20 protein-coding genes and 1 pseudogene are annotated in these 25,041 nt (G+C 52.2%); 3 read left to right on the forward strand and 18 right to left on the reverse strand.

What is annotated here, in order from left to right; all coding sequences use genetic code 11:
- The coding region (gyrA, locus tag DYE26_RS23080) for a DNA gyrase subunit A (RefSeq protein ID WP_115311315.1) at positions 1–2,075 on the reverse strand (2,075 nt) is incomplete at its 3' end.
- 320 nt (positions 2,076–2,395) lie between these two features.
- Between gyrA and DYE26_RS23085 the strand changes: the two genes are divergently transcribed.
- Positions 2,396–3,178 (forward strand): YheC/YheD family protein, encoded by a 783-nt coding sequence (locus tag DYE26_RS23085; RefSeq protein ID WP_036618174.1) that lies wholly within the window; start codon positions 2,396–2,398, stop codon positions 3,176–3,178.
- 22 nt (positions 3,179–3,200) lie between these two features.
- Here DYE26_RS23085 and DYE26_RS23090 read toward each other — a convergent pair whose 3' ends face one another.
- From DYE26_RS23090 to DYE26_RS23125, 9 genes and pseudogenes are all read right to left on the reverse strand, one after another.
- On the reverse strand, positions 3,201–5,114 hold the full coding sequence (locus tag DYE26_RS23090) for a DUF2264 domain-containing protein (protein WP_082207601.1): 1,914 nt from the start codon (positions 5,112–5,114) through the stop codon (positions 3,201–3,203).
- A gap of 28 nt (positions 5,115–5,142) precedes the next feature.
- Positions 5,143–6,297 (reverse strand): glycoside hydrolase family protein, encoded by a 1,155-nt coding sequence (locus DYE26_RS23095; protein ID WP_036618177.1) that lies wholly within the window; start codon positions 6,295–6,297, stop codon positions 5,143–5,145.
- Between the two features lie 25 nt (positions 6,298–6,322).
- A complete protein-coding gene (locus DYE26_RS23100) occupies positions 6,323–8,155 on the reverse strand; it encodes a heparinase II/III domain-containing protein (protein WP_115311316.1) in 1,833 nt (610 codons plus the stop codon).
- Between the two features lie 43 nt (positions 8,156–8,198).
- Positions 8,199–8,747 (reverse strand): helix-turn-helix transcriptional regulator, encoded by a 549-nt coding sequence (locus DYE26_RS34930; RefSeq protein WP_371861053.1) that lies wholly within the window; start codon positions 8,745–8,747, stop codon positions 8,199–8,201.
- Between the two features lie 744 nt (positions 8,748–9,491).
- A pseudogene (locus DYE26_RS34935) lies at positions 9,492–9,806 on the reverse strand (response regulator); the annotation flags it as partial.
- A gap of 11 nt (positions 9,807–9,817) precedes the next feature.
- A complete protein-coding gene (locus DYE26_RS23110; RefSeq protein ID WP_036618182.1) occupies positions 9,818–11,680 on the reverse strand; it encodes a cache domain-containing sensor histidine kinase in 1,863 nt (620 codons plus the stop codon).
- Positions 11,681–11,744: 64 nt separating this feature from the next.
- Complete coding sequence (locus DYE26_RS23115; RefSeq protein WP_036618184.1) at positions 11,745–13,166, reverse strand: extracellular solute-binding protein; 1,422 nt, start codon at positions 13,164–13,166, stop codon at positions 11,745–11,747.
- A 68-nt stretch (positions 13,167–13,234) separates the two neighbouring features.
- Positions 13,235–14,074, reverse strand: coding sequence for a carbohydrate ABC transporter permease (locus tag DYE26_RS23120; protein WP_082207602.1), 840 nt, complete (start codon positions 14,072–14,074; stop codon positions 13,235–13,237).
- 18 nt (positions 14,075–14,092) lie between these two features.
- Positions 14,093–14,977 carry a carbohydrate ABC transporter permease gene (locus DYE26_RS23125; protein ID WP_371861054.1) on the reverse strand — a complete coding sequence of 295 codons (885 nt, stop codon included), beginning with the start codon at positions 14,975–14,977 and terminating at the stop codon, positions 14,093–14,095.
- 234 nt (positions 14,978–15,211) lie between these two features.
- Here DYE26_RS23125 and DYE26_RS23130 point away from each other — a divergent pair, with 234 nt between their 5' ends.
- The gene (locus DYE26_RS23130; RefSeq protein ID WP_082207993.1) at positions 15,212–15,475 is read left to right on the forward strand and encodes a site-specific integrase; all 264 of its coding nucleotides are present in this window, start codon (positions 15,212–15,214) and stop codon (positions 15,473–15,475) included.
- An 808-nt stretch (positions 15,476–16,283) separates the two neighbouring features.
- Here DYE26_RS23130 and DYE26_RS23135 read toward each other — a convergent pair.
- From DYE26_RS23135 to DYE26_RS23155, 5 genes are all read right to left on the reverse strand, one after another.
- A complete protein-coding gene (locus DYE26_RS23135; RefSeq protein ID WP_036618190.1) occupies positions 16,284–17,018 on the reverse strand; it encodes an enterotoxin in 735 nt (244 codons plus the stop codon).
- A 265-nt stretch (positions 17,019–17,283) separates the two neighbouring features.
- Positions 17,284–17,418: a hypothetical protein gene (locus DYE26_RS34590; protein ID WP_255310288.1), complete on the reverse strand. Its 135-nt coding sequence runs from the start codon at positions 17,416–17,418 to the stop codon at positions 17,284–17,286.
- A gap of 582 nt (positions 17,419–18,000) precedes the next feature.
- Positions 18,001–18,723: an AbrB/MazE/SpoVT family DNA-binding domain-containing protein gene (locus DYE26_RS23145; protein ID WP_051985146.1), complete on the reverse strand. Its 723-nt coding sequence runs from the start codon at positions 18,721–18,723 to the stop codon at positions 18,001–18,003.
- Positions 18,724–18,909: 186 nt separating this feature from the next.
- On the reverse strand, positions 18,910–20,307 hold the full coding sequence (locus tag DYE26_RS23150) for a transcriptional regulator (RefSeq protein ID WP_326067827.1): 1,398 nt from the start codon (positions 20,305–20,307) through the stop codon (positions 18,910–18,912).
- A 180-nt stretch (positions 20,308–20,487) separates the two neighbouring features.
- Positions 20,488–20,670 carry an aspartyl-phosphate phosphatase Spo0E family protein gene (locus DYE26_RS23155; protein WP_036618195.1) on the reverse strand — a complete coding sequence of 61 codons (183 nt, stop codon included), beginning with the start codon at positions 20,668–20,670 and terminating at the stop codon, positions 20,488–20,490.
- Between the two features lie 252 nt (positions 20,671–20,922).
- Between DYE26_RS23155 and DYE26_RS23160 the strand changes: the two genes are divergently transcribed.
- Complete coding sequence (locus DYE26_RS23160) at positions 20,923–21,144, forward strand: helix-turn-helix transcriptional regulator (RefSeq protein ID WP_036618197.1); 222 nt, start codon at positions 20,923–20,925, stop codon at positions 21,142–21,144.
- Positions 21,145–21,686: 542 nt separating this feature from the next.
- Here the strand turns inward: DYE26_RS23160 and gyrB are convergent.
- The 3 genes from gyrB to recF all read right to left on the reverse strand — a co-directional run bounded on the left by gyrB (position 21,687) and on the right by recF (position 25,035).
- A complete protein-coding gene (gene gyrB, locus DYE26_RS23165; protein ID WP_036618199.1) occupies positions 21,687–23,591 on the reverse strand; it encodes a DNA topoisomerase (ATP-hydrolyzing) subunit B in 1,905 nt (634 codons plus the stop codon).
- Positions 23,592–23,660: 69 nt separating this feature from the next.
- Complete coding sequence (remB, locus tag DYE26_RS23170; protein WP_036618201.1) at positions 23,661–23,909, reverse strand: extracellular matrix regulator RemB; 249 nt, start codon at positions 23,907–23,909, stop codon at positions 23,661–23,663.
- Position 23,910: 1 nt separating this feature from the next.
- Positions 23,911–25,035: a DNA replication/repair protein RecF gene (gene recF, locus DYE26_RS23175; RefSeq protein ID WP_036618203.1), complete on the reverse strand. Its 1,125-nt coding sequence runs from the start codon at positions 25,033–25,035 to the stop codon at positions 23,911–23,913.
- Positions 25,036–25,041: the final 6 nt, after the last annotated feature.

Genomic DNA, 25,041 nt, shown 5'->3' on the forward strand with positions numbered 1-25,041 from the left:
TCCAGCGTAATGCCTTTAACCCCGGTAGCCGATCGGCCCATGGAACGAACGTCGCTTTCCGGGAACCGGATGGACATCCCTTGCGCCGTGCCCATGATGACTTCCTGCTGGCCGTCGGTCAGCTTCACGTCGATCAGCCTGTCGTCCTCGCGCAGATTCACGGCAATCAGGCCGCCTTTGCGGATGTTGATGTAATCTTCGATCGGCGTCTTTTTGACGATCCCCTGCTGGGTCGCAAAGAACAGGTATTTGTCCTCATCAAAACGCTCGACCTCGATCACCGCATTGACGGTCTCGCCCTGTTCGATCTGGATCAGGTTGATGATCGGCGTACCGCGCGCCGTACGGCCCAGCTCCGGAATTTCGTAAGCTTTCAGGCGGTAGGCTTTGCCGCGGTCGGTGAAGAACATCAGATAATGGTGGGAGTTCGTCACGAACAGATGCTCCACAAAGTCATTATCTTTCGTGTCCATCCCCACAACGCCGCGCCCGCCGCGTTTCTGGCTGCGGTAGGTCGTAACCGGCAGCCGTTTGATGTAACCGGTATGCGTAAGCGTGATGACGACCTCTTCCTGCGGAATCAGATCTTCGTCGAGAATGCTCTCTTCGCCGATCGTGATTTCCGTCCGGCGAGGATCGGCGTACTTCTCGCGAATTTCCTGAAGCTCCTGCCCGATAATTTCCAGCACAAGCGATTCATTGGCCAAAATCTCACGGTATTCCGCAATCTTTTGCAGCAGCTCGTTATATTCGCTTTCGATTTTCTCGCGTTCCAATCCGGTCAACCGGCGCAGTCGCATATCGAGGATAGCCTGAGCCTGGTCGAGACTCAAACCGAATTGCGTCATCAAACCTTCGCGGGCTTCTTCATCGGAATTGGAAGCGCGAATCAAGGCGATAACTTCGTCAATATGATCCAAAGCGATGCGCAGGCCTTCCAGGATATGCGCCCGGGCTTCGGCTTTTTTCAAGTCGAATTCCGTGCGCCGGCGAATAACTTCGATCTGGTGCTGCAAATAATGACTAAGGACTTCCTTCAGCGTCAAAAGCTTAGGCTCGTTATTGACGATCGCAATCATGTTGATGCCGAACGTGCTCTGCATCGCCGTATGTTTGTACAAATTGTTCAAGACAACGTTAGGGTTCACATCGCGGCGGAGCTCGATGACGATGCGCATCCCGGTGCGGTCCGATTCATCGCGCAAATCGGTGATGCCGTCAATTCTTTTTTCCCGTACAAGCTCGGCGATTTTCTCTACCAAACGGGCCTTATTGACCATATAAGGAATTTCTTCCACAATGATCCGGGCTTTGTTGTTATGCTCCTCAATTGAGGTTCTAGCCCGCATCGTCACGGCTCCCCGGCCTGTCGTATAGGCCTGCCGAATGCCGGAACGGCCCATGACATAACCTGCCGTCGGAAAATCCGGCCCTTTGATATAATCCATCAATTCCAGCGAACTGATGTCCGGATTTTCGATCAAAGCCTGCACCCCATCGATAACCTCGCCCAAATTATGCGGCGGAATGCTGGTCGCCATCCCGACGGCGATCCCCGAAACCCCGTTTACCAGCAGATTTGGAAAACGCGCCGGCAATACGACGGGCTCCTTCTCCTCACCGTCGTAGTTCGGCATAAAATCAATCGTCTCTTTATTGATATCGCGAAGCATTTCCATTGCGATTTTGGATAAACGCGCTTCCGTATAACGCATCGCTGCAGCAGAGTCACCGTCAATGGAACCAAAGTTGCCATGACCCTCCACCAGCATATTGCGCATGGAGAAATCCTGGGCCATGCGCACCATCGTTTCATAAACTGCAGAATCCCCATGGGGATGGTATTTACCAATGACTTCGCCGACGATTCTCGCCGATTTCTTAAACGGCTTGTCCGGATGCATCCCCAGTTCCGACATCGCAAACAGTATCCGGCGATGCACCGGTTTCAGACCATCCCTTACATCCGGCAATGCACGGCTGACAATAATGCTCATGGCATAATCCATAAAGGATTCGCGCATTTCCACATTGATGTCCCGGTCAATGATTTGAGAGAATTTTTCTTCCGCCATGCTGGACCTCCTTCATTTCTACCCACATGCCAATCTATGGGAAAAGCCCGAAAAACCGCCACTTTCATTATATTACTTTCACAAAGCAAGCTCAATTAAACGTGGGCCGGTTTTCATCACACATTCCATAAGGACAGCAAAAAAATAGGGATGTGTCCACTCCCATCGAAACGTTCGCACATACACTACGGATATAGGCCAAAAAAGCTTATAAAATCCCCATATCTTATAATTATATCATTGTTTATCTCTTCTGTCCTATGTTTTTCGCACTCGGAAATTGGCTCGCAAAGAAGTCTGAGGAAAGGAAGGATCTCGTTTTGGCGATTCAACGCATCGCAAGCAAATGGGAAAAAACGAAAGTAATCCGGCAGAATGAATCACTTCGTCCTTATATCCCGGATACCCGAAAATTCGCTCTGGAGCCTCTCCGGGATATGTTGAACGAGTACGGGTTCGTCTTTGTCAAGCCGGACAATGGAACCTACGGCAACGGCGTCATGAGCGTAGAACTCTGGCGGGATGAACTTGCCCCGGAGAGTCCAATGCAATACAGGTTAAGGTACGGAACGGAATCCGAACTGTTCCCGGCGTTGGAGGAATTGTACGAGGCGCTTGAGAAAAGAATCGGACAGACGCCTTACCTGATTCAAAAAGGGATTCACGCGCTTACGTACCGGCGGCGTAAATTCGACATCCGCGCCCTCGTACAGAGAACCCCGCGCAAAACCTGGGAAACGACCGGATTTATCGGCCGGGTGGCGGCCCAGCAAAAAGTAATCACCAACTATCGGGGCGGCGGCAGCGTCATGCTGATCGAAGATCTTCTGGCTCCTTACACGAACGCCAAAGAATTCGCCCGCCTTTACAAAGAAATGAAATGGATCGGCGAACAGGTGGCGGCCCAGCTGGCCCGTAAATTTCCAAGGCTCAAGGAAATCGGCCTGGACATCGCCATTGACGAATACCATCATATCTGGATTTTGGAGGTGAACACCCTCCCCGCCCTGTTCCCTTTCAAAATGCTGCACCCGAAAGAAGTCTATAAAAAAATCCGGCGTTACGCAGTAGCGTACGGCCGGCTGAAAGCTTCTTCCAAATAGCGAAAACCGTTCATGCGTCTGTTCAATCCATCCGAATCACTTTTACTTGGCCCGTAAACGTTTTGATGCGGATCTCATTTTGCCCCACATCCACCATTCCGGAGGGCTCATGGGCGCTTTCCGGCGAACTGATGCGGGCGCTTTTTTTTGCTCCCGGACAAGCCGGATTTCCGTATATGGCGGCAATCAGCCAATGGTTGCCCGGCCGAAGACGGCCCCGAAGCGTAGGAATGACGGTCCGCGGATACAACACATTCGTGTTGGCGTTCGGGTAAATCAGTTCCGCCCGCTCATACCCTAGTTTGCCGGCGACGCCGCTGCTCCCCAGCGAATTGCCGATCAGCACACCGCCCTCGGACAACGTCCCGGTTTGTTCGCCCTGCGCAGCCGGTTCAAGCCCCAAGGCAAATCCGCCTTCGGCAACGTCCAGCTCCCGGTCCGTGCTGATCCGGTGAATCCGGTAATGCCACGGCAAACCGGCGACGATCCAGGACTCAACGCAAACGTTATGCCACGGTCTCCACCGGGCATAAATGAGGTTCTCCTCAATCCCTGTCTCCTCGTTGCTCCTTCTGACCCGGTACAGATTGTCCCCTTCGCTGAGCGCAAGCATCGAGTCGAAAGCCCCTTGCCCAAGCCCCCACTCCGCTCTCGGCACGCTAAAGCCGAAGGCGGTCGAATAGGCAAATTTTTCATATTTTGCCGATGTATGCGTGTGTTCATTGGTCGAGAGGTGGCCGCTGTTGAACGCGGCGACATGCCCGTTCTCGTTCTGCCGGCAAACGACGAGATGCGGCGGCAGCTGCACCGCGACGGGCCCGGCAGCGGGCAGCGCCTCCTCTTCCGCCTGCCAGAAGGGATGGCTTTCCGGAAAAGCGAGCGGCAAAAAAGCTTTAAAGGCCCAATAAGGCGACCCCGGCGAATTGTAATTTTCGGCCATCACCAGGTTAGGATAGGCGTAACCGACCGTCAGCAGTCCGCCCGCATCCAAAATCGGCTGCCGAAACCACCAGCGCAAATTCCGCAAGACGAGACCTTTGATCACCCCCGGCGAAAAAACGTCAACCTCGGCGTAAGCCAGCGCGCTCCAGAACGCCGACTGGGCAAACCGGTACGTCAGGCTTCTCCCATAGGGCAGCGCCGAACCGTCCGGCGCAAACCACAACGTGAAATCGGCGGCAAACCGCGCCGCCCTGTCCTTAAAGCGGGCAGCCCGCACCGGGTCCTCATCCCCCATCAGCTTGGCGTACAGCAAACCGTAAAAATGCAGGGCAAACGGCACGTAGTAATCGCTGTGTCCGCCCGGCCCGTCGCTGTACCAGCCGTCGGATAAGTAAAATTCGTCAATCCGGCTTAAATTGCGCGCCACTTGCTTGCGGTCATATGGAAGTCCGGCCTTATGAAACCCGATATTGACGAGCACCTGGAAAAAAAGCCAGTTGCAATCGTAACAAGCGCGGTGGTTGATCTGATTCAGCCAGGCGTACAGATGCTTCCGTTCCCGCTCACCCAACGGCTTCCAGAATCGCTCCGGGGCCAGCGCCAACGCGAACCCGAACGCCGCCATTTCCACCAGGCGCTGGTCGTAATCGTTCACGTCGCCCCAGTATTCCTCATGACCTGGATCGGTACCGTGGCGGATCCCCTCCAGGCAGATGTCCTCTAACGGGGTTTCCCCGCCCCCCGCCAGAAAAGGAACCAAGCCCCACAACACGCGGGAAAAACCCTCCATCCCGGCGACGGAGTCCGGATACCCTGCTCCCGCCGCTCCCAGTTTTAAACGGGCGCGGCCGCCCGTGTAATGCCCCATCAGCGGCCCGGTAAGCTGCTGGAACGCCGCCTGCAGGTCCCGCCGCGCGGCCAAAGGATTTTCCCGAATGGACTTCGAAATTGCCCCCGTTTGTATCCCTTTTCCTTTTTCCATTTCCGCCGCCATGTTCCGACGCTCCTCTCCGCAAATGCGCCTATTCCCAATAAAAAGGCCCTTTCCCCAGCAGCCGGGCCAGCCCTTCGACATAGAAGAAGTCCCCGTAGATCAGCGGCACATCGACGTTTTTGCCTTCCGGATAATGACCCGTGCCGTGCAAAATCAAACCTTCCTCGCGCTCATCATCCCAAGCGCCGTAGTTCCGGTATAACGAATCCAGGATACGGATCGCCGGCTCCCGGTAAACCGCGGACTCCAAAGGATCGACTTGATCCGCCAGCAGCAGCAGGCCGCTGGCCGCGCAGGCCCCCGCCGAGGAATCGCGGATATGGCAGAGCTCCTGCGGCGCGCGAAAATCCCATGGCGGCACATGGTCCTCCGGCAGCCCGGCCAGAAAGAAGTGGGCGGCCCGTTTGGCCGCGTTAAGATACGCCGGCTTGCCGGTGTGATGATACGCCAGCGTCAAGCCGTAAATCGCCCAGGCCGTACCCCTGGACCAGGCCGACTCCGGCGCATATCCTTGGCCGCCGAGGGGTTCGAGGCGCTCGCCCGTTTCCGCATCGAACCGGACGATGTGGTACACCGAACCGTCGGGGCGGATAAAATGCTCCAGCACCGTATCCATATGCGCCTCCGCAATATGGCGGTAGCGGGGATCGCCCGTGTTGGCCGAAGCCCAGAACAAGAGAGCCGTGTTCATACTGCAATCGATAATGGCGATCCCGGCATTGTCCTCTCCTTCGGTCCACGGATTCCAAGCCCGAATGTAGCGCCCCTTCAGGTTAAAGCGAGCCGCCAAATAATTGGCCGCTTTCAGCGCGCGAACGCGCGACTGCTCCTTGCCCAGCAGCTTATACGAAGCTACGCTCGTTAAAATCCACATAAAGCCGGCGTCATGATCCAGCCTCGTATACCCGTCGAGCACGCCGTCCAGCGTCTCCTCGCATCGCTCGGCCAGCGCCTTGAGACGCTCATCCCGGGTGCCGTTGTACAGCAGCCATAAAATCCCCGGCCAAAACCCGGCCGTCCACCAGCCCGGATCGGCAAGCTCGTATACCCCGTTATGGCTGGCGTGTGGGAATCCCGCTCCGATCCGCCCGCTGGTTCTTTGTATTTTTCGCCGTGCCTTGCCCCATGCTTCCTCCGCCCAATCCGCCCGGTTCCTCTCCAGCGTGTGTTCCGCTGCTTGCATGCCATCCACCTTCCCCTTTCGTTGTTCAAACAAATTCGAATTTCAGCCGCACCCGCTCTGTCTGCCGCGGCCGCTTGACGATAAAATCAAGCGAATACCAGGTTTCGTCCCGGCCGAAATGATTGCGGAACGTGTGCGGCTGCGCGGCCGGCTCGAGGCGCTGCCCGTCATAAACGATGCGCAGCGCCCGCTTCCCGCCGCCTGCTGCCAGCAGGACCTCGCCGTTTCCGTTCATCACCGGCTGAAGCGGCGTCACCACCCGCTCCGCCAGTGCTTCCGGTTGTAAGACAAACCGGAATTCATCGGTCAGTTCCAGCGCCGGCAGCTCCGTTTTGTCCCAGACAAACGACCGGGTGAATCGCTTTAGCCCTGGTTCTTCATAAGCTCCGGTCAAATCAAGCCGCAGCTCATCCCGCGTTTCGCCGGTGGCCGCCTCCAATACGGCCGCCGCGTGCCGCTCCCCTTCGGCCTGATGCCGGCCGTTGATGATCGGCACCGAGTGACCCTGCGACCCGTTGCAATCATAGCGGTACCGGCCTGCTCCGAAATAATCGGCGGTATATTCGCCGCTGCCCAGATCCGCGGCAAAGGTGTCCCCGTCTGCGATCAGGATGAAATGCCCCAGGTCGTTATGGTTGTGCGGCTCCCCGTTGTGCCCGCCCTTGGCGGCAAAGCCAAACGCTCCGGCCGCGCTCCGGTGCCGGGAGACCAGCCATTGGGCATCGGGCAAATAGCAACTCGCCGCAGGCCAATCGCGGTCCTGCTCCCCTTCCGCCGCACCATCCTTCCAGACCAAGTTGCGGAAGGCCGGCGCCCAGCGGCTGCAATGGTCGTCCCGGTAATCGGCCCGCAGGCCGGGCGGCGGAAGCTGCACGCTCTTGTAACGGCGGGCGAGTTGATGAGATAACCCGATCTGCACGCGGCAATGGGGGACGGCATCGGAGAAATTGGCCACCCGGTCACCGCCGAGGTAGCATTTTTGCTGAAACTCGGCGATCCGCCGCACCTTGTCCCCGGCAAACCAGTCGGCCTCTCCTAACGTGCGCCGCGCGAGCAAATCGGCAAAATACACGAAATAGCCGAACCCGTAGTTCCAATACCCGGGCCCTTCCGGGCAGGCCCCGTCCGCGCCAAAGCCTTGCAGGTAGCATTCGAGGCTGGCATGCGCGCGCTGCAGGATGGCGCTCAAGGCCTCCGGGTCCCGCAGGAGCAGCAGCGCGGCGGCGCCGACGGAACCGGCGCATACGGCCGCCCAATTATGCCTGGCCGTCTCCCATTCGTACGGCCCGCTCCTCAGGAAAGGCTCGAACAACCGCCGGTTCACTTCCGCCTCGATGCGCGTTTGCAGCAGCCTGGGCAGCCGCCCCTGCAGCAGCAAGGCGATTTCGCCTAGCGTAAACCCAGTTTCGGCTGCAAATAGGTCGATGGCCCGCTCATGACCGACCTCGCCCAGATGGGCCGGCAGGCACCATGTATACTCGCCGCAGACCGACCAAATCATGTCCAGCAGCTCGTGTTCCGCAACCTGATCGTCCGGATCAAGCAGGGCCAGCAAAGCGAATGTATTTAACCGCCGTCTCCGCTCGAAGTAAACCCGCTCATACTCCAGCCGCGTCCCCCGCTGCGCAAAGACCGCAAACAACGAATAGGCGAGCTCCGGATTTTGTTCGTGCCGCAGCCGTTCCGCTTCCGCCCGGATTTCCAGGACTTCTTCCCGGTACTCCCCGGACTCCCTCACCCGCCGCCAAAACGCGGCCTGATCTCCGCCCGGATAATACAAACGAAGGTCAGCCGGAGCCATACGCCCTACGATCGCAAGCCAATCCTCACGTTCCAACGTTCGTCCCAACGAATTCATGATGATCCCATCCTCCGCTTCACCGCCAGATTCCCAACGCCCTTCATCTCCGGTACTCCATAGGAGTGGCGCCCGTGTAACCTTTGAACGTTTTAATAAAATAGCTCTGATTGTCGTAACCGAGCATTTCGCCGATCTCCCCGACGGAATACCGGGTCCCGTCCAGCAGCTCCTTGGCCCGCTCCATTTTCATGCGCGTAATATACTCTATGAAGGTCATGCCGGTTTCCTTCTTGAACAGCCGGCTGAAATAGCTCGGGTTCAAATGCAGATGCCCGGCCGCCTCGTCGAGGCTGATTCGCGTATGAAGGCGAAGGGAGACGTACCGGCAGGCCTCCGCCACCTCGGTTCGCCGGCTCGCCCCCGAACCCGCCTCCGTCAGGGCCGCAATCCGCTCCAAATGACCCTTCAACCAAGCGCCAAGCTCGGACAGCGAATAAATGTCGACCAACTCCTTATGCAGGGACTCGGCGGAATAAGACGGGCGGATCGAATGCAGCGAATGCAGCTTCAGCTTCAAATCGAGCAGCAGCTTCAGCGTCCAGTCTTTGACGGTCTCCGGCGCATACCGCGCCCGGCCGATCATGGACATCCATTTGTCCGCTATGCTATCGGCCAGGACCGGATTTTTGCCGAGCAGCGCTTCCCTCAGCTCCGTATTGGCCCGGTCGTAAAAAGCGAACAGATTCGGCCGCTCGCCATCCCCCGCGCTTTCCAAGGTCTTTTCGCTCCGTTTGGCAATTTCCCCGGGTTCCAGATAAAATCTCACGCTCTCGCCGTTAAGCAGCTCACCAAGCTTCTGTTTCAGGCTTTCCGCGCCGCCGCAGCTCTCTCCCAGCACAAAGGACATGCCGACCTTAAGCACGCGGCGCAGCGTGAATTGCATCTCCTGCAGGCAAGCGGCCGCTTCGTCCGCAGCGTTCCGCTTCAGCGATGGCGTATGAGAGAACAGCAAAATCGACGTCCCCGTGTCATATCTGACGTGAAGGCCTTGCAACGGCAGCCCGTTCCATACTTCCCCCAGCACATTGCCGATCGCAAAATGCAGCGTCCGGTCGGATGCGAAGCGGTGCTTCACCGTCTGGTAGTTCTCCACGTAACCGATCGCCGGCAAACAGGACTGCCCCGGCAGAAACAGACCGTATTCCCGCGCTTCCTGTTCCCACTTCTGCGCCGAGAACAGCGGCTGATCGATCAGGCTCGCCAGCATCTGCTCCTTGCGCAGCTCGCTCGCCTCCACGACCAGTTGCTTCATCCGCGATTGCTCCCAGCCGTTGTGCGCCTCTTCGTCCATATGGTCCTTGAACCGTCGCAGCACCGCGGCCACATCCTCCGGATCGAGCGTATCCTTGAGCAAATAATCCTGCACATTCAGCCGCATCGCTTGCTGGGCGTATTCGAATTCGCTGTGGCAGGACAAGATGGCGATCCGCACATGCGGTGACATCCGCCGAATCCGGGCCGACAGCTCCAGTCCGTCCATTCTGGGCATCCCGATGTCCGTGATCAGAATGTCCGGCATTTCCCGCTGCGCCTGCTCCCAGGCGCTCCAGCCGTTTTCGTAGGAACCCATCAGCCGCAGCCCAAGCCCTTCCCAGGGGATCGCCTCCGACAGCAATTGGGTTACGGGATAATCGTCATCCACCAGCATCACGTTATACACTAGCGCTCCCCCTTATCGTGAGGAATGTACATCTCGATCACCGTTCCGAGTCCCGGTTCGCTGCGAATTTCCACGTGGAACATTGGCCCGAACCTCAAGCGCATCCGCTCCATCACATTGTGCAGGCCCATCCCGGAAAAATGGCCTTTCGGCTTGATACCGGCTTGTTCAGGCGCCGCCCCCGCATCGTTCATCCTGCGCAGCGTGGCCTCAAGCTTCGCTTCTTCCATCCCGGCGCCGTTATCCGCGACGGTGAGCAGCAAACCGTCCTGTTCCATCGAAGCGGCGATCCTGATGACGCCGGCCTGCTGCGTAAGCCCGTGAATCAGCGCGTTTTCCACGAGCGGTTGCAGGATGAGCCGCGGCACTTTCACGAGAAAAGCCTCCGGCGCCACGGCCAGCTCCAGCGTCACTTCCTGCTTCTGGCGCAAATTCATCAGCCGCACGTAATGCGAAACGAGCTCGATTTCCTCGTGCAGCGTGATTTCATCCTCTTCGCGGCTGATCGTCATCCGCAGCAGCGTGGACAACGAACCGATCATCTTCCCGCTCTCGAGATCACCATGCTTCATCACTTTCATGCGAATCGAATTGAGCACGTTAAACAAAAAATGCGGGTTGATCTGCGCCTGCAGCATTTTCAGCTCCGCCGTCCGTTTGCGGGCCTGGGTCGTGGAAATTTCCGCGATCATTTGCTTTACCCGGTCCAGCATCTGGTCGAACAGCAGCCCCAGCCGCCCGATTTCGTCATTGCCGCGAACGCCGGAGCGCACCTCCAGGTTGCCCCGCTGCACCGCCGACGCCGCCTTGCCGAGCCGCACCAGCGGCCGGGTGAACGTTCTGACCAACACGATCAGCATCGCCATAAACACGATAAACGAGATGATCTGGAACAAGAACACACGGTTGAAGATCGAGCTGATGTTGACCGTCGCCTCCTGGTAGGGCTGGGTAAGGATCAACCGCCAGCCGTTCAGCGCGATGCTCTGCTCAGCTACGAGCAGCGGCTTGCCATCATCCCGCAAAATAAAGGCGGTTTCCGCCGCCGCACGCCCATGCTCATACTCATACTCATGCCCAGCCCCAAGCCCATGCCCCAGTTGCTCCTGCTTCCCGCCGGGATACGCGCCGCCGATGTTGTCCTTGTTCCGGTCCGCCACGATCCTCCCCGCGGCATCCACCAAACGAACTTCCTGGCCCGCGGTCAGTTCGCTGAAAATATCGCTGACCTGATCCTCCATCACCGTCACGACGACATACCCGTAAATGTCCGAATTAGCCAGCCGCAGCGTACGCGCTACCGACACCTGGTACGGATGGTCGAACCGGTCGTACTTGAATTTCGTCGGCTCCGCGCCAATCCAATAAGAATCCAACCCCTGCAGCTCGTCGAGCTGTTCGAACCAGGGTTCCTGCAGCAAATCGAGCGGGTTGTAATCGCTTACGGAATAATTCATAAAATAAGATCCGTCGGTGAGCAGCACCGTTACATAGCTTTTTTCGCCAACCACGGTCAGGCTGTCCAGTTGTTCCAGCACGCGGTTCGCGTCAGTAAATTTCCGGTAAGGGTCCGGCTCCTGATATCCGGAGGCCACCAGCTTGAAATACGTGTTCAACCCCGCATTGACCTGGATGTAATTGGCGATGTCCAGCATGCCTTTTAATAAAAGGGTCACCGAGCCGTTTACCAGCTCGAGCGAATTTTCCGCATTGGCGATGGCCTGCTGCTTGACCGCCTTTTGCGTCAGCGCATGATACACGTTTAAGGTAAAGGCAGCGGGAACGAGAATGCAGACCACCGCGGCCAAAATCAATTTCGCGCGAATCGTCCGGGGCGCAAAGTGGCTGAGCCGCTTGAACATTTCACCTCTCCCCTTAGCGAAAAGGGGGGGCGATGCCGCCCCCTGTTTTGGATCATTTTACCACTCATTTTTTGTTGGATTCAATAATTTGGTTAACGCGCTCCTGACAATTTTTGATCGTCGTATCGATATCCTGGTTGCCCAAAATCAGCTTCTCGTACTCCTCGTTGATCGCCTTGTACACCTCGGCCTGGTACGAAGAAGGCGGGATGATCGCGGAAGCCTTGGAGGCCATCAGCGTGTTCACCAGCGACTCTTTGTCGACCTTCTCCGGATTTTTCGTGCCGGCCAGAATCGTATCGATGATGCCGGTGATTTCCTCAGAGCTTACGCCGTTCCACGCCGGAATGTTCTTGCCCTGCACAACTTGCCCTTCCGTCGTATACCAGCGGACAAAGCGGTACGCCTCTTCCTTGTGCTGCGATTTGGCGGCGACGGCCACATAATCGGTGGTTACCGGCGTCAGGCCGATTTCATCCTCGGGATTGTTCTTCGGGAACGGGGCGACCGCCACGTTAAAATTCAACGGGACTTTATCGGTACCGCCGATTTCCGTGTTCATCCAGCTCCCGATCGTCAGCATGCTGGCCGATTCGTTGAAAAACTGCGTCCGGTAAGCGAGCTTTTGCGAAATCATATCGGTATACGGCACGGAGGACTGGTCTTCTTTCTCCATCCGCACGCGCAGCTCCAGCGATTTGCGGAAATTCGGGTCATCCAGATTGGAAGAGCCGTCCGCTTTCAGAAAATCGGCGTTTTGCGGCTGATTCATCATCAGCAGCTTGACGTATTCCATCCATCCGCCGGCTTGCGGCCCGTGGAAATACGTTCCATAGCGTTTGTCTGCACCTTCCCCCTGGGTCAGCTTTTTTGCATAATCGGCAAATTCGTCCCAGGTCCAGTCGGCAGGCACCGGAAGTCCCGCCGCTTCGAGGTGATCTTTGTTCAAAAGCACGTACCACGGATTAAATTTGCCTGGAAGCGCATACACTTTGCCGTCCAAATGGGTGTCCACTTTGTAATCCTCTTCCACGGTGTACCCGTCTTTGGCGATGTAATCGTCGAGCGGCTCGGCCATGCCTAACGCCACGCGTTGTGCGTATCCGGCGGCATCGCTGAACATCAGGATGTCCATTTGCGCCGACGAGGCCGCTTCCAGGTCCAGCTTTTTGAACGCCTCCTGGGTGTCTCCTTTTTCGCTCAGCTGCACCAGCTCGACCGTTACGCCCGGATTGGCCTGCTCATAGGCCTCCAGGGTGTGCTTCCAGTTGTACGCCTCCTCGGTTCCGTACGTGTACAAGCGAAGATTCACCTTGCCGCCGCCGTCACCTGACGTTTCTCCTTCCGCCGCCGGAGATCCCCCGCCGTTGCCTCCGGCCGTGTTCCCGCCGCCCCCGCAGCCCGCCAGCAGCCCGATCAGCAGCATCGCGGCCAGCACGGCCGACCATAACTTTACCTGTTTTGCCCCCGTTTTCCGTTTGTTCATGCTTAACCCTCCTTGGTCAGGATATATATGGATTCCCCCGGACGGTTCGTGTGTCTTTCCTTATGCCGTTAACCTTTCACCCCGCCGAGAGCAATTCCTTCAATTACGCTTTTTTGCCCGATGATGAAAATAATCAGGAGCGGAAAGATCGCCGACACCGCCCCGGCCATAATCAGCGAATAAAACTCCCCGCTCATGGACGTAAACTTCTGCATCGCCAGCGGCAGCGTAAACCATTTGTCGGTCCGTAGAAAAATCAGCGGATTCTGATAATCGTTCCATGTCCAGATAAACCGCAAGATCGCATAAGTCGCCACGGCCGGCTTCACCAGCGGCAAACCGATCGAACGGAAAATCCGCAAATGCCCGGCCCCGTCGATTTTCGCCGACTCGATGAAATCCTGGTGTACGCCCATGAAGAATTGCCGCAGCATAAACGTCCCCAGCACGCTGAAGCTGCTGATGACAATTAGGCCGAGATGGCTGTCGAACAGCCCGATGTTGCGGTACAAAATAAACTGCGGCACCAAAATCGCCTGGCTCGGAATCATGTACGTGGCCAGCACGATCAGGAACAACCCCTGGCTGGCGGCGAACTTGATCTTCGAGAAGCCGTAGGCCGCCAAACTGGAGATCAGGCTGGAAATAAACGTCGTCGCCACAGCGACCTTAATCGAATTCCAGTAATACACGTAAAACGGATAGTCGCCGAACCACACCTCTTTGTAATTTTCCACCGCGTTCCAGGTCCGGGGAATCCATTCAATCGGGTAAACGAACACCTCGGTTTCGATTTTGAACGACGTCATCAGCATCCAGAAGAAAGGGAGCAGAAACAGGATGCTTGCGGCAAACATCAGCAGGGCCAGAACGGCCCTCGGCCACTCGATACGGCGGCTCGTCATCATCTAAGCCCACTCCTTTCCTCAGTAGTTGACCCATTTTTTCTGGGCGATCCATTGGATGAACGTAATCAGCATAACCAGCCCGAACAGCACCGTGGCGATGGAGGAGGCGTAGCCCACCTTCAAATTCACGAAGGCCGTATCGTACAGATACCACACCATCATCGTCGTCGAACCGATCGGTCCTCCCTGGGTTAATACAGCGATGATATCAAACACTTTAAACGTGGAAATGATCCCGGTGACCATCAGGAAAAAAGACGTCGGCGACAGCAGCGGAAACGTAATGCGGCGGAATTTCACCCACCCGTTGGCGCCGTCGATATCGGCGGCTTCGTACAGATCCTTGGGGATCGATTGAAGCCCGGCGATGTAAATGATCATGTTGAAGCCGATGGAGATCCAAACCGTGATCATCATGATCGAGATGAGCGCATAATTCGGATCGGCGATCCATTTCGGCGGATTGGCGAAGCCGATCGTTTTCAAAAGCTCGTTGATCGGACCGTAGGAAGGCTGAAACAGCACCTGCCAGACGACGGCCACGGCGACGATGTTGGAGATGTATGGCATAAAATAAGCCACCTTGAAATACCCCTTCATGTACACGTAACGGTCGATCAAAATCGCCAGCACCATCGAAATCAGCATATACGCCGGAACGGTCAGCAGAAAGATCAAATTGTTGCGAAGTGAACGAATAAACATCGAATCTTCCATCAGGTTGCGGAAATTTTCCAAGCCGACAAAACGGATGCCGTCCCAGCCCTGCACGAAATTCCAGTCCGCAAACCCGAGCACCAGCGTGGCGACAATCGGCAGCAGCACCAGCACGGACACGCCCAGCAGCATCGGGCTGACGAACAATATTCCGGCGATCGTTTCGCCCCGCTGCAACGACTTCATTTTGCGGCCGCTGGCGGCGTGAGGCCGCTTCACCGCCGGTTGAGCCCGACCAGCCATGGAAATCACCTCGGAATGAAGTAGTAAGTTGTAATGCATCTCCATCGTAAAAAAAATACCGCCACCACAGTGACGGTATTTTGATCAATTTCACGCTGATTTTTACTTTTTCGCCCACCCGCCCCCGTGAAGTCCCCCTGGTACTTTATATCCGCCGCCGCCGAATTTCCCCCCGGCATGCAGCACAGTCATGACGACTTCGAGCGTCGATTTCTGCAGCTTCTCATTCAGCGGATCACCGTGCAACACATGCTGTATAAATTCGGTGTCCACCCACACCGATTGAGACATACGTTCTGCCGTGAACTCGTCAGCACCCCCGGTGTAGATATTGCCACGGTCGCGGAGCTGGCCGGACACGCCGACAATAACATAACCAGGCGATACGCGAAACCGACAGAGGCAGAAATCATAAAGGCGGTTGATCAAGCTTTTACGTAAGCCCTGCTTGTGGTATAATGTGCTTAGAAAATACGCAAAATGAAAAATGCCGCGATGCTGGATCGCGGCAGACAAGGGCCGATGGGTAACCACGGCGAGATTTTCAACCTATCACAGCCGAAAAACCACCGGGCGGTTCTCCAAACCTATTCCCGGTGGTTTTTTTGCATTTACGTAATTTCTTCTGTCCGCCACAGAGCAAAGTCTTCAGGCCAGCAAGAATGCCAATCCCACCGGTTACTCTGTCTTTCCAATTAGACCATTATTTCTAGAAGTTGGACTCATAATACTGCATATAGTATTGCTCATTTTGAGTAATACAACATATAGGGAGTAGCGATTACTCATTATATGCACCCGATTGCTCAAAATGAGCAATCGGTAAATACGGGGGTTCTCATTGGCCGTTTGGTGACTACACCGGAGCGATCCGGCCAACAAAAAAGCACCCGAATGGTTTTCCCCATTCGAGTGCCTCATCACTTGTATCAGCATTTGCCGTTCCTCACAAGATTTCAAAAAGTCCCAAGAACGGCGGCCCGCATATTCAACAAAATATGAACTATTTTTTTTCAAAAAAATATTCTATTAACAACAAAACAAATGCAACCAACGAAACTGCTAATGAAAAATAGAACGGAAGTAGTAAATGATTATCACTGATAAGTGTCCATAGTTTCCCATAGCTTTCACGCCATACTGTTAAGTCTTTGGAGTATTTAAATCCATACCCTAATATAGTCAAACATACAATAACCCCACAATACAGTAAAGCGATACTAATAATTGTTCTCTTCATTTTTTAGTTTTATCGTTTTATCTGTTCAAAATACAGTCCAACTGATGTATGAAGATAGTCAGTACCTCTATTATAGTCTAGTCCGTTTATTAATTCCCAGAGTTCATAACTCTTTTTTCTGTAATTTGTGTAGATTCTAAGCTCAATAGTTTCATTACTAGCAACTTTAAATGAATATTTCGTTGATTGTGTCTTCTTTTCACCAAGTGTAACTCCAAATTTTAACTCAACAACCTTTGGGAACTTCAATCCCAATTCACCAGTAAAAGCTTGGGAATCCTCTTTTGAAAAAGTTTGTTCTACACTAGCAGGACCATCAAAAATATGTGATATATAGTTATTTTTAAAGATCCAACCTGTGCCCAGATCTTTTACATTTTCTATGTGTGGTTTACTAGTTACTGCTGAAGGCTTATTATCAGACGAAGAGGGTTCTGAATTTAAAAGTACAGAATCAAACCGTATCTCTTTAATTGAATCTGGATCAGCTAAAGATTGTTCCTCAGCTACTGCATTAATTGTATCCCGGTCTGTAATTACAATTGACTGATCAGAAGCATCACTACCACTTAACTGATTAAAGTTATTAAAAAAATCTGTTAAATGGAGTTCATTTTGTGATTCATAAGTTTCTGTAACTTCATTCTGTGCTTCAGCTTTTGTTACATTAACTCCAGGAAAAACAGCTAACAAAGATACCGAAAGAACAGCAGTTCCCATTAATTTACTAACTTTCTTAAACAAATTACCCATCTCCTGTTTTAATTTTTGAAATAACCCTTAAAACCACCAGAATCCAACCTTAGCTCGGCTCCTCCTCCCTCTACTTAAAATCCGATATACACATCATTAACATAACACAAAATAACCCTAATATGGTGATTTTAGACAATACTTGTCACGATACTACATACTTCAACAGACTTTTCACAACAAGCCCATAAACATTAAAAGTATCCGGTAGCAGGGAAGCAATGATTAAGGGGAAACGTCGGCATATGCCAACTTTTCAGGCTGTCAAGAATGTGTAGCGCTGAATTTTAGTTTCCAATAAGTTATCATTCAATGCCATGGTAGCCGGAACTAAAGTCGATAAAAGAAGCACCGATCCTCCAACAGTGACTAAAGTCTTTCCTATTTTCATAAATAAACAGCCTCCCAAAAAAGTAATTTCATCACAAGGCATGTTACTCAAACTGGGTATAAAAGGAGTTCTATACTATGATTGGTTTATATACTTTCTTCTAGGATGGGAGTTTTCATTATGAGAGGGATATTTAAAACATTTCGTTTTTGGCTCGCCTTTATTTCATTAGCGATCGTCATTATAGAAATTTTCGGATTTGATGAGTATGCAATCCTCTTAGCCCTGATTAGCCCTGTAGTGTGGATATCAATTAATTTTCCAGTTTTCAATCAAATAGTGGTATTCTTCCCAATTGTCCTCACTTACGTAATCACTGTGTTTTTTTGGTTCATGGTAGGTATGGTTCTAGATCGGATAATACGAAGATTAAAATCAAAATCACACGACGAACAGTAGAATACTACCCATTAACATATCATCCATCCATACTCACCTCCTTCTACGGGCTTTTTTGAATCTATTATTACATCTCTCATTATTACCCAATTAGGAGGTGTTTGGTTATTTATTACAAAATTTTATTTATTTAGTAAGAAAACGGTCACAAATGCATCATGACAGAAAAACCACCGGAATTCACTATTGGCCCTCTTCTTCTTTCATAGCACGAAGTAGTTGGCTGACTCTCGACGGCGAAACTACGATCCTATTCGCCCATTGGGATTGATTTTCTGACGGATAGGTAGCCATCACTTCATTGAGCTTTCGGATTAATTCGCTCGTCTTCTGCCGGGGCCGCCGTGCAGCTCCTGCAACTGAATCGCTTTGATTTTCCAACACCACCGCAAATTCCTGGTTGGCCGATTGTTGACTCCCAGCTTCTTTCATAGCACGAAGTAGTTGGCCGACTCTCGACGGTGAAACGCCGATCCGTTTCGCCCACTTAGATTGATTTTCAGACGGATAGGTAGCCATCACTTCATTAAGCTTTCGGATTAATTCACTCGTCTTCTGCCGGGGCCGCCGTACAGCTCCTGCGTCGGGATCGTTTCGATTTTCCAACGCCACCGCTATTCCCATGATGGCCGTTTGTTGACTCCCAGCTTGCTGTGTAGGGAACAGTTCCCGTAAGCATGCCGCGCAAATGAAGCGTTCCCGGAAGTATATAAGCTGCTCCATCGATTGGCAGAACAGGCACTCTTGCGTCCGGTACGGGCGCATCATGATTCTTTGGGATTCATTGTCAATAAAAAACTCTATGGTATCGCCCTGGCCTATCCCGATAAATCGGCGTAATTCAATAGGGATAACAATTCTCCCAAGCTCATCAAGTGGCCTGACAATCCCGATACTTCGTATCATTCCTGATTCCCCCGCTTCCGGTAGAAAAACCACCGGAGCCTTGCGGAATCCGGTGGTTTTAGCTGATATGTAAATTATAGCGACTAGCCTGATAGAGATTCGAATTAACCTCCAACATGGAAGCCTAACGTTCCCATAAGCGGTCCTGCACTTACTCCTACACTTATCACCAATACGAATAGAAAATTAATTGCGTACAACAGAGTATTTTTTTTCATGGCCATCCCCCATTTCCACTAATTGATGATACTCTACTTTCGATTCAGCCGACGCAACGTTTCTAAAACGTTCAAACAATCTCATACACCGAAGCATAGAGCTTTCGTCATTTATCATAGTAGATTTTTTTAGGCCATCTATCAAGAATTTAAATCCTTGTTTGTGATCCCCTTTAATTAAATAATAATCAGCTAATTCACACAGTAAACCAACGAGCTGATCGTCAGTATTTTGTTGGTTGTATATTTCGTTTTCTTCATGCTCCAGAACGTTAGACAATACGCTTTCAAACTTAGTAAGAATATGATCAAGGTTAATCTTGTAACGGTTAGCTACTATCATGATATTCCATAAACCTGTGAGTATTTCATTTTCCTTCGTTTCGAAGTAATTCACATATTCCGAAAGCAACTCTATGTCGCCAGCCATTAACTTGGTTAGCAGAATATTAGCTTGAGTCCATTCCTGAAACAAGTTCTTCCAGTATAATGTTTCTTCATCCGTCTCCTTGACCCATTCTAAATCGGCGGCTTCACTGAGAATTTGCAGGGCCAATTCATAATCTCCTTGTTCATAATAAGCGTTACTTATTAGCATATTACCAAAGACAACATAAAAAAATAATGGCCTGGGCAGCTTAACAAAGCCTTGATCCAACTTTTTTCGGGAGTGGGAGAAAGAGTACTGAATTTCAGCCAACTGCTTTAACTTTATGCAAATTTTTTTGACCTTATCCCAGCGACGCAAAGAACGATAAGTATCCGCCAAATCCTTCAATGCTACCAGTTGGTCGATTTCCTCAAGCCGCTCCGCAAAAGGCTCAAACTGGATCGCTGCCCGGTAATTTTGTTCCTGATCGGGGCCAAGTCTAGTTAGGAACAACTTGTACTGGCAATAAGCTAACCGCTCTGAATGCTGACTTTTTTCGCTTAGAGCTACACTCTCGTAAAGAATCGCTGCTGCCATCCGTTTTCCTTGCGCAATTAACTCTTCTGCTACCTCAAACAGCGGAGATGCATATAAAGGGTTATCCAGCAATAGATTTACGATTTGCTTAATGCAATCCAACTTGTCTAGCTCTGCGCACCGGTAAAAAAAAGGTTTGATTCTGCGCCAATTCGGCGCCACTTCATTCAAGTACTCCTGGATGTACTGCTCATAAAAATGCCCATCGGGTAGATTCATCACCTTAGTAATGCGGTCCAGTTGATGCACGGAAAGCACTCGCTGACTGTTTAAAATAGCACTCATCGTACCCGTATTCAATTCAGTCAGCCTGGATAGTTGACTAATATTTAACCCATGCTGTTTTGAAAATTGCTCCAGCGCTCCGAGAATCGTGGTTGTATTATTCAAACTAACCACCTCTGATAAATTTTGGGAATATATTATAAATATAACCATATTTTGAACAATGGTCAATACAATTTACGCAGGATTGTACGAATGCATACGCTTTTGCCTCACCAGTTGCAAAGCTTTCATCATCTGTTAAAATAAAAGGGCGAGCAACCCAGCAAAGATTCTCGCCCCTAAGTCGATTGTTCACGCAATCGGCTTTTTTATGTTACGTCTATGAAGCTGGTAATACTGATTAATGAGTTCATCAAGGATCATAGATTGATGAATCACGCGCGGATGTCCAAACTGTCCATTGTATTTTTCCGTTAATACATGCAATTTGTTTCGCTCTCGCTCAATCCTTGCCTGAATACCATCTTCATTCATTGGCGTGTACCTCCCTAGTGTAATATCCTAGGGAAATATGCCTTTTTTTGAAATTTTTTATAGGAGACAAACCTCCCCCTCTTTACTATCCGGCAAAAAGTGCTTTCAAACCAGAGGTGATCTGGCTTTTTTTATTATATAACTAAAAATGATTAACGCAATATTTTTCATGAAAAATTTACCGTGATTAAAAATTTTCAACTCCTCTATCATAAAAAGAAGAGACGGAATAAAAATGAGGAGCTGTAGCATTTGAGGATCAAGGAAGCAAGGGAAGCCGCAGGGTTTACCCAAGAATCACTCGTACAACACATCAACAACACCATGAAATGCACATTGCGAAACTATCAGAATATTGAGTACGGCATTGTGATTCCGAACGCCACCTTAGCGCTGTTGATCGCCCATGTGCTGCATGTGGACCCGCGAGATATCGACGAATGGAAGTTTAAAACCCCAAACACTGATTTGTAGATATGTAACGCTGGATGTGTTATACTAAGGACAAATTATGAAGGAACAACCCCTATGTCATATCTTCATCTGCACATGGGTAAAATAAAAATAGTCGTGATGTTGGTAGCATCACGACTATTCCGACAAAGCTCCAGTGGGCAACCACGGCGAGATTTTCATTCAAAGAGAAGAAAAACCACCGGTCGAGGGCCCAACCTATCGCCGGTGGTTTTTCTTGTCTCTACGTGCTTTCTTCTGTTTTTTGCCGCAAAACAAAGTCTGAAGGCCAGCAAAAATGCCAACCACTTTAAGCAGCAAGTCCAGAATCTTCACGAACAAGTCAAGTGATACAGCGTCACCCCCTTTCGGGTAGTCACCATGTCATTCCCACCGGTTTACTCCGTCTATGACTGATTATAGCAAGTTTCAGACAAGCCGAATTTAAGTAACCTTCCTCGTCGTCTTCCCTCTTGCGTACCTCCATATTAAAAAAATACCGCCACCACAGTGACGGTATTTTGATCAATTTCACGCTGATTTTTACTTTTTCGCCCATCCGATTAGATATCGAGGTTCTTGACGTATCTGGCATGCTCGTGAATGAAATCGCGGCGCGGCTCGACGTTGTCGCCCATCAGCGTATCAAAAATCGCATCCGCCTGAATGGCGTCGGCAATCGATACCTGCTGCATCGTCCGGCTTTCCGGATCCATCGTCGTCTCCCACAGCTGCTCCGGGTTCATCTCGCCCAAACCTTTGTAGCGCTGAACGTTGACTTTTACCCCTTCGCCGAATTCGGCGATGATTTCATCGCGTTCTTTCTCGGACTGGGCGTAGCGCACCGTTTTGTTGCGTTCGATTTTGAACAGCGGCGGCATCGCGATATAAACGTAACCGGCTTCGATGATCTTCCGCATGTAGCGGAAGAAAAACGTCAGCAGCAGCGTCCGGATATGGGCGCCGTCAACGTCGGCGTCGGTCATGATGATGACCTTGTGATACCGCGCCTTCGCAATATCGAACTCCTCGCCGATCCCGGTGCCCAGCGCCGTGATGATCGCGCGGATTTCGGCGTTGCCGAGGATGCGGTCCAGACGCGCTTTCTCCACGTTCAAAATTTTACCGCGCAGCGGCAAAATCGCCTGGAAGTGGCGGTCCCGCCCTTGCTTCGCCGAGCCGCCGGCCGAGTCGCCTTCGACGATGTACAGTTCGCTGATCGAGGCGTCCTTGGAGGAGCAATCCGCCAGCTTGCCCGGCAGGGCGCTGACCTCCAGGGCGCTCTTGCGGCGCGTCAGCTCGCGCGCTTTACGGGCCGCTTCCCGCGCCCGCGAAGCCTGCAGCGATTTCTCCAGGACGCGCCGGGATACGGCCGGGTTTTCCTCCAAAAATTCCTGCAGCTTCTCCGCAAACAGCGATTCCACGATTCCCCGCACTTCGCTGTTGCCGAGCTTCGTTTTCGTTTGCCCTTCGAATTGGGGTTCGGGAATTTTCACGGAAATAATCGCCGTCAATCCTTCGCGCACGTCGTCCCCGGTCAAATTGTTGTCATTGTCCTTGATCATCCCGGCCTTGCGGGCATAATCGTTGATGATGCGCGTCAGCGCGCTCTTAAAGCCGGATTCGTGGGTGCCGCCCTCGTGCGTATGAATGTTGTTGGCAAACGAATAAATATTTTCGGTATACCCTTCGTTGTATTGCAGGGCAATTTCCACCTGAATCATTTCGCGTTGGCCTTCCACATAAATCGGCTCTTCATGCAGCACTTCTTTGTTATGATTCAGGAAAATCACATATTCCTTGATGCCGCCTTCGTAATGGAACGAATCGCTGGCTCCGGTGCGTTCATCGGTCAGGGAAAGATTGATGCCTTTATTCAAAAAGGCCAGCTCCCGAATCCGCGTCAGCAGCGTGTTGTAATCGAAAACGGTCGTTTCCGTAAAAATTTCCGGATCGGGGTAAAATCTCGTCTTCGTCCCGGTTTCCTCCGTGTCGCCAATGACCCGCACATCGTATTGAGGCACGCCGCGGTGATACTCTTGCTGATAAGCATGCCCGTCGCGTCTTACCTCAACGACGACTTTCGTGGACAGCGCGTTGACGACGGAAACGCCGACCCCGTGAAGTCCCCCTGACACTTTGTACCCGCCGCCGCCGAATTTCCCCCCGGCATGCAGCACGGTCATGACGACTTCGAGCGTTGATTTCTGCAGCTTCTCATTCAGGCCGACCGGAATGCCCCGGCCGTTGTCTATGACAGTCACACTGTTATCTTCATGAACGATGACGTCGATTTTGTTGGCATAGCCGGCAAGCGCCTCGTCTATACTATTGTCTACGACTTCCCATACCAAGTGGTGCAAACCGCGGACGCTGGTGGATCCGATATACATCCCCGGCCGTTTCCGGACCGCTTCCAGGCCTTCGAGCACCTGTATGTTACTCTCGTCATACGTTTGTTCGTTCATCGACAATGCCTTCACCTACTTCTATAGATTCAACCACAACTTGTAAACCCCTGAACTTATATTATAACGCTAAACCGCCAATATAACGTTAGCCTTTTTTTTCAAAGTCGCCGAGGAAATAGGCGAATAGTATACTTCATTTTGGGTCACGACGATCGACTTGGCCTCTTCTTCGCCGATACGCACGACGTTTTTTTGCTCAAGCGCGTGGCTGATAAACTGCTTGGATATTTTCGAAGACTGCTCGATGGAAATATCAAAAATCGCAACCAACTCCGAAGAGAGAATGACTTTTTCTCCGCCCAAATGAATATACATTTTACTCCTTCGCCCCTCCTTGGACTTGTCCGTCCTGAACATGAAAAATGCTGGCGTCCCGCAGCCGGCTTGCATTGATGCTTTCGATGCCAGTTGCCGTAATGAACGTCTGCACTTTGCTCTGAAACGTTTCGATCAATTGGGTTTGGCGGTAAGGGTCGAGCTCGGACAATACGTCGTCGAGCAGCAGGATGGGATATTCCCCGATCTCCTCATGAATGAGCTCGATTTCCGCCAGTTTCAAAGATAACGCCGTGGTCCGCTGCTGCCCCTGCGACCCGTATACTTGGGCTTCGTTCCCGTTAATATAAAAAGAGACATCGTCGCGATGGGGGCCGCAAAGCGTCATGCCGCGGCGGATTTCCTGATCCTTCACTTGTGATAACTTTATCATAAATTGGCGCAATAAGACAGCTTCATCTTCTTCTTCCGTCTCGCCGAACGAGGGAAGATAGGATAATTTCAGCTTTTCACCGCCGCCGGTGATGCCTTCGTGGATCTGCTCCGCCCATTTTTGCAGTTTTCTTATAAATTGTTTCCTTTTTTTGATGATTTTAACACCATGCTCCGCAAGCTGCTCGTTCCAGATTTCCAGCATCGTGGAAAGCTCGGGTCCGGCGCCCCAGGCTTGTTTCAGCAGGTTGTTCCGCTGCACCAAAACCTTCTGATATTGCTGAAGATGATATAAATATCCGGGCTGCACCTGGCCGATTTCCATATCTAGAAAACGCCGCCGCACTCCCGGCGTGCCCTTGACGATTTCCAAATCCTCCGGGGCGAACATGACGACGTTCAGCGCGCCGATGAAATCGCTGAGCTTGCGCTGCTCCAGACCGTTCAGCTTCGCTTTTTTGCCCTGCGAGGTCAGGCGAAGCTCCAGGCGGACGGCTCCGTACTTCTTCTCCACTTCCGCCTCGACCACGGCGTGATCGCTGCCGAACGAAATCAGCTCCTTGTCTTTGCCGGTCCGGTGCGATTTCGACAAAGCCAGCACAAACAAAGCTTCGAGCAGATTGGTTTTGCCTTGAGCGTTGCGTCCGATGATCAAATTGACGGCGCCAAACGAGTTTAACGAGAGCGTATCATAGTTCCGGTAATGCTGCAGCGTTATTTGATTAACATACACGATAGC

The sequence above is a fragment of the Paenibacillus macerans genome (assembly GCF_900454495.1).
GTDB classification, from domain to species: domain Bacteria; phylum Bacillota; class Bacilli; order Paenibacillales; family Paenibacillaceae; genus Fontibacillus; species Fontibacillus macerans.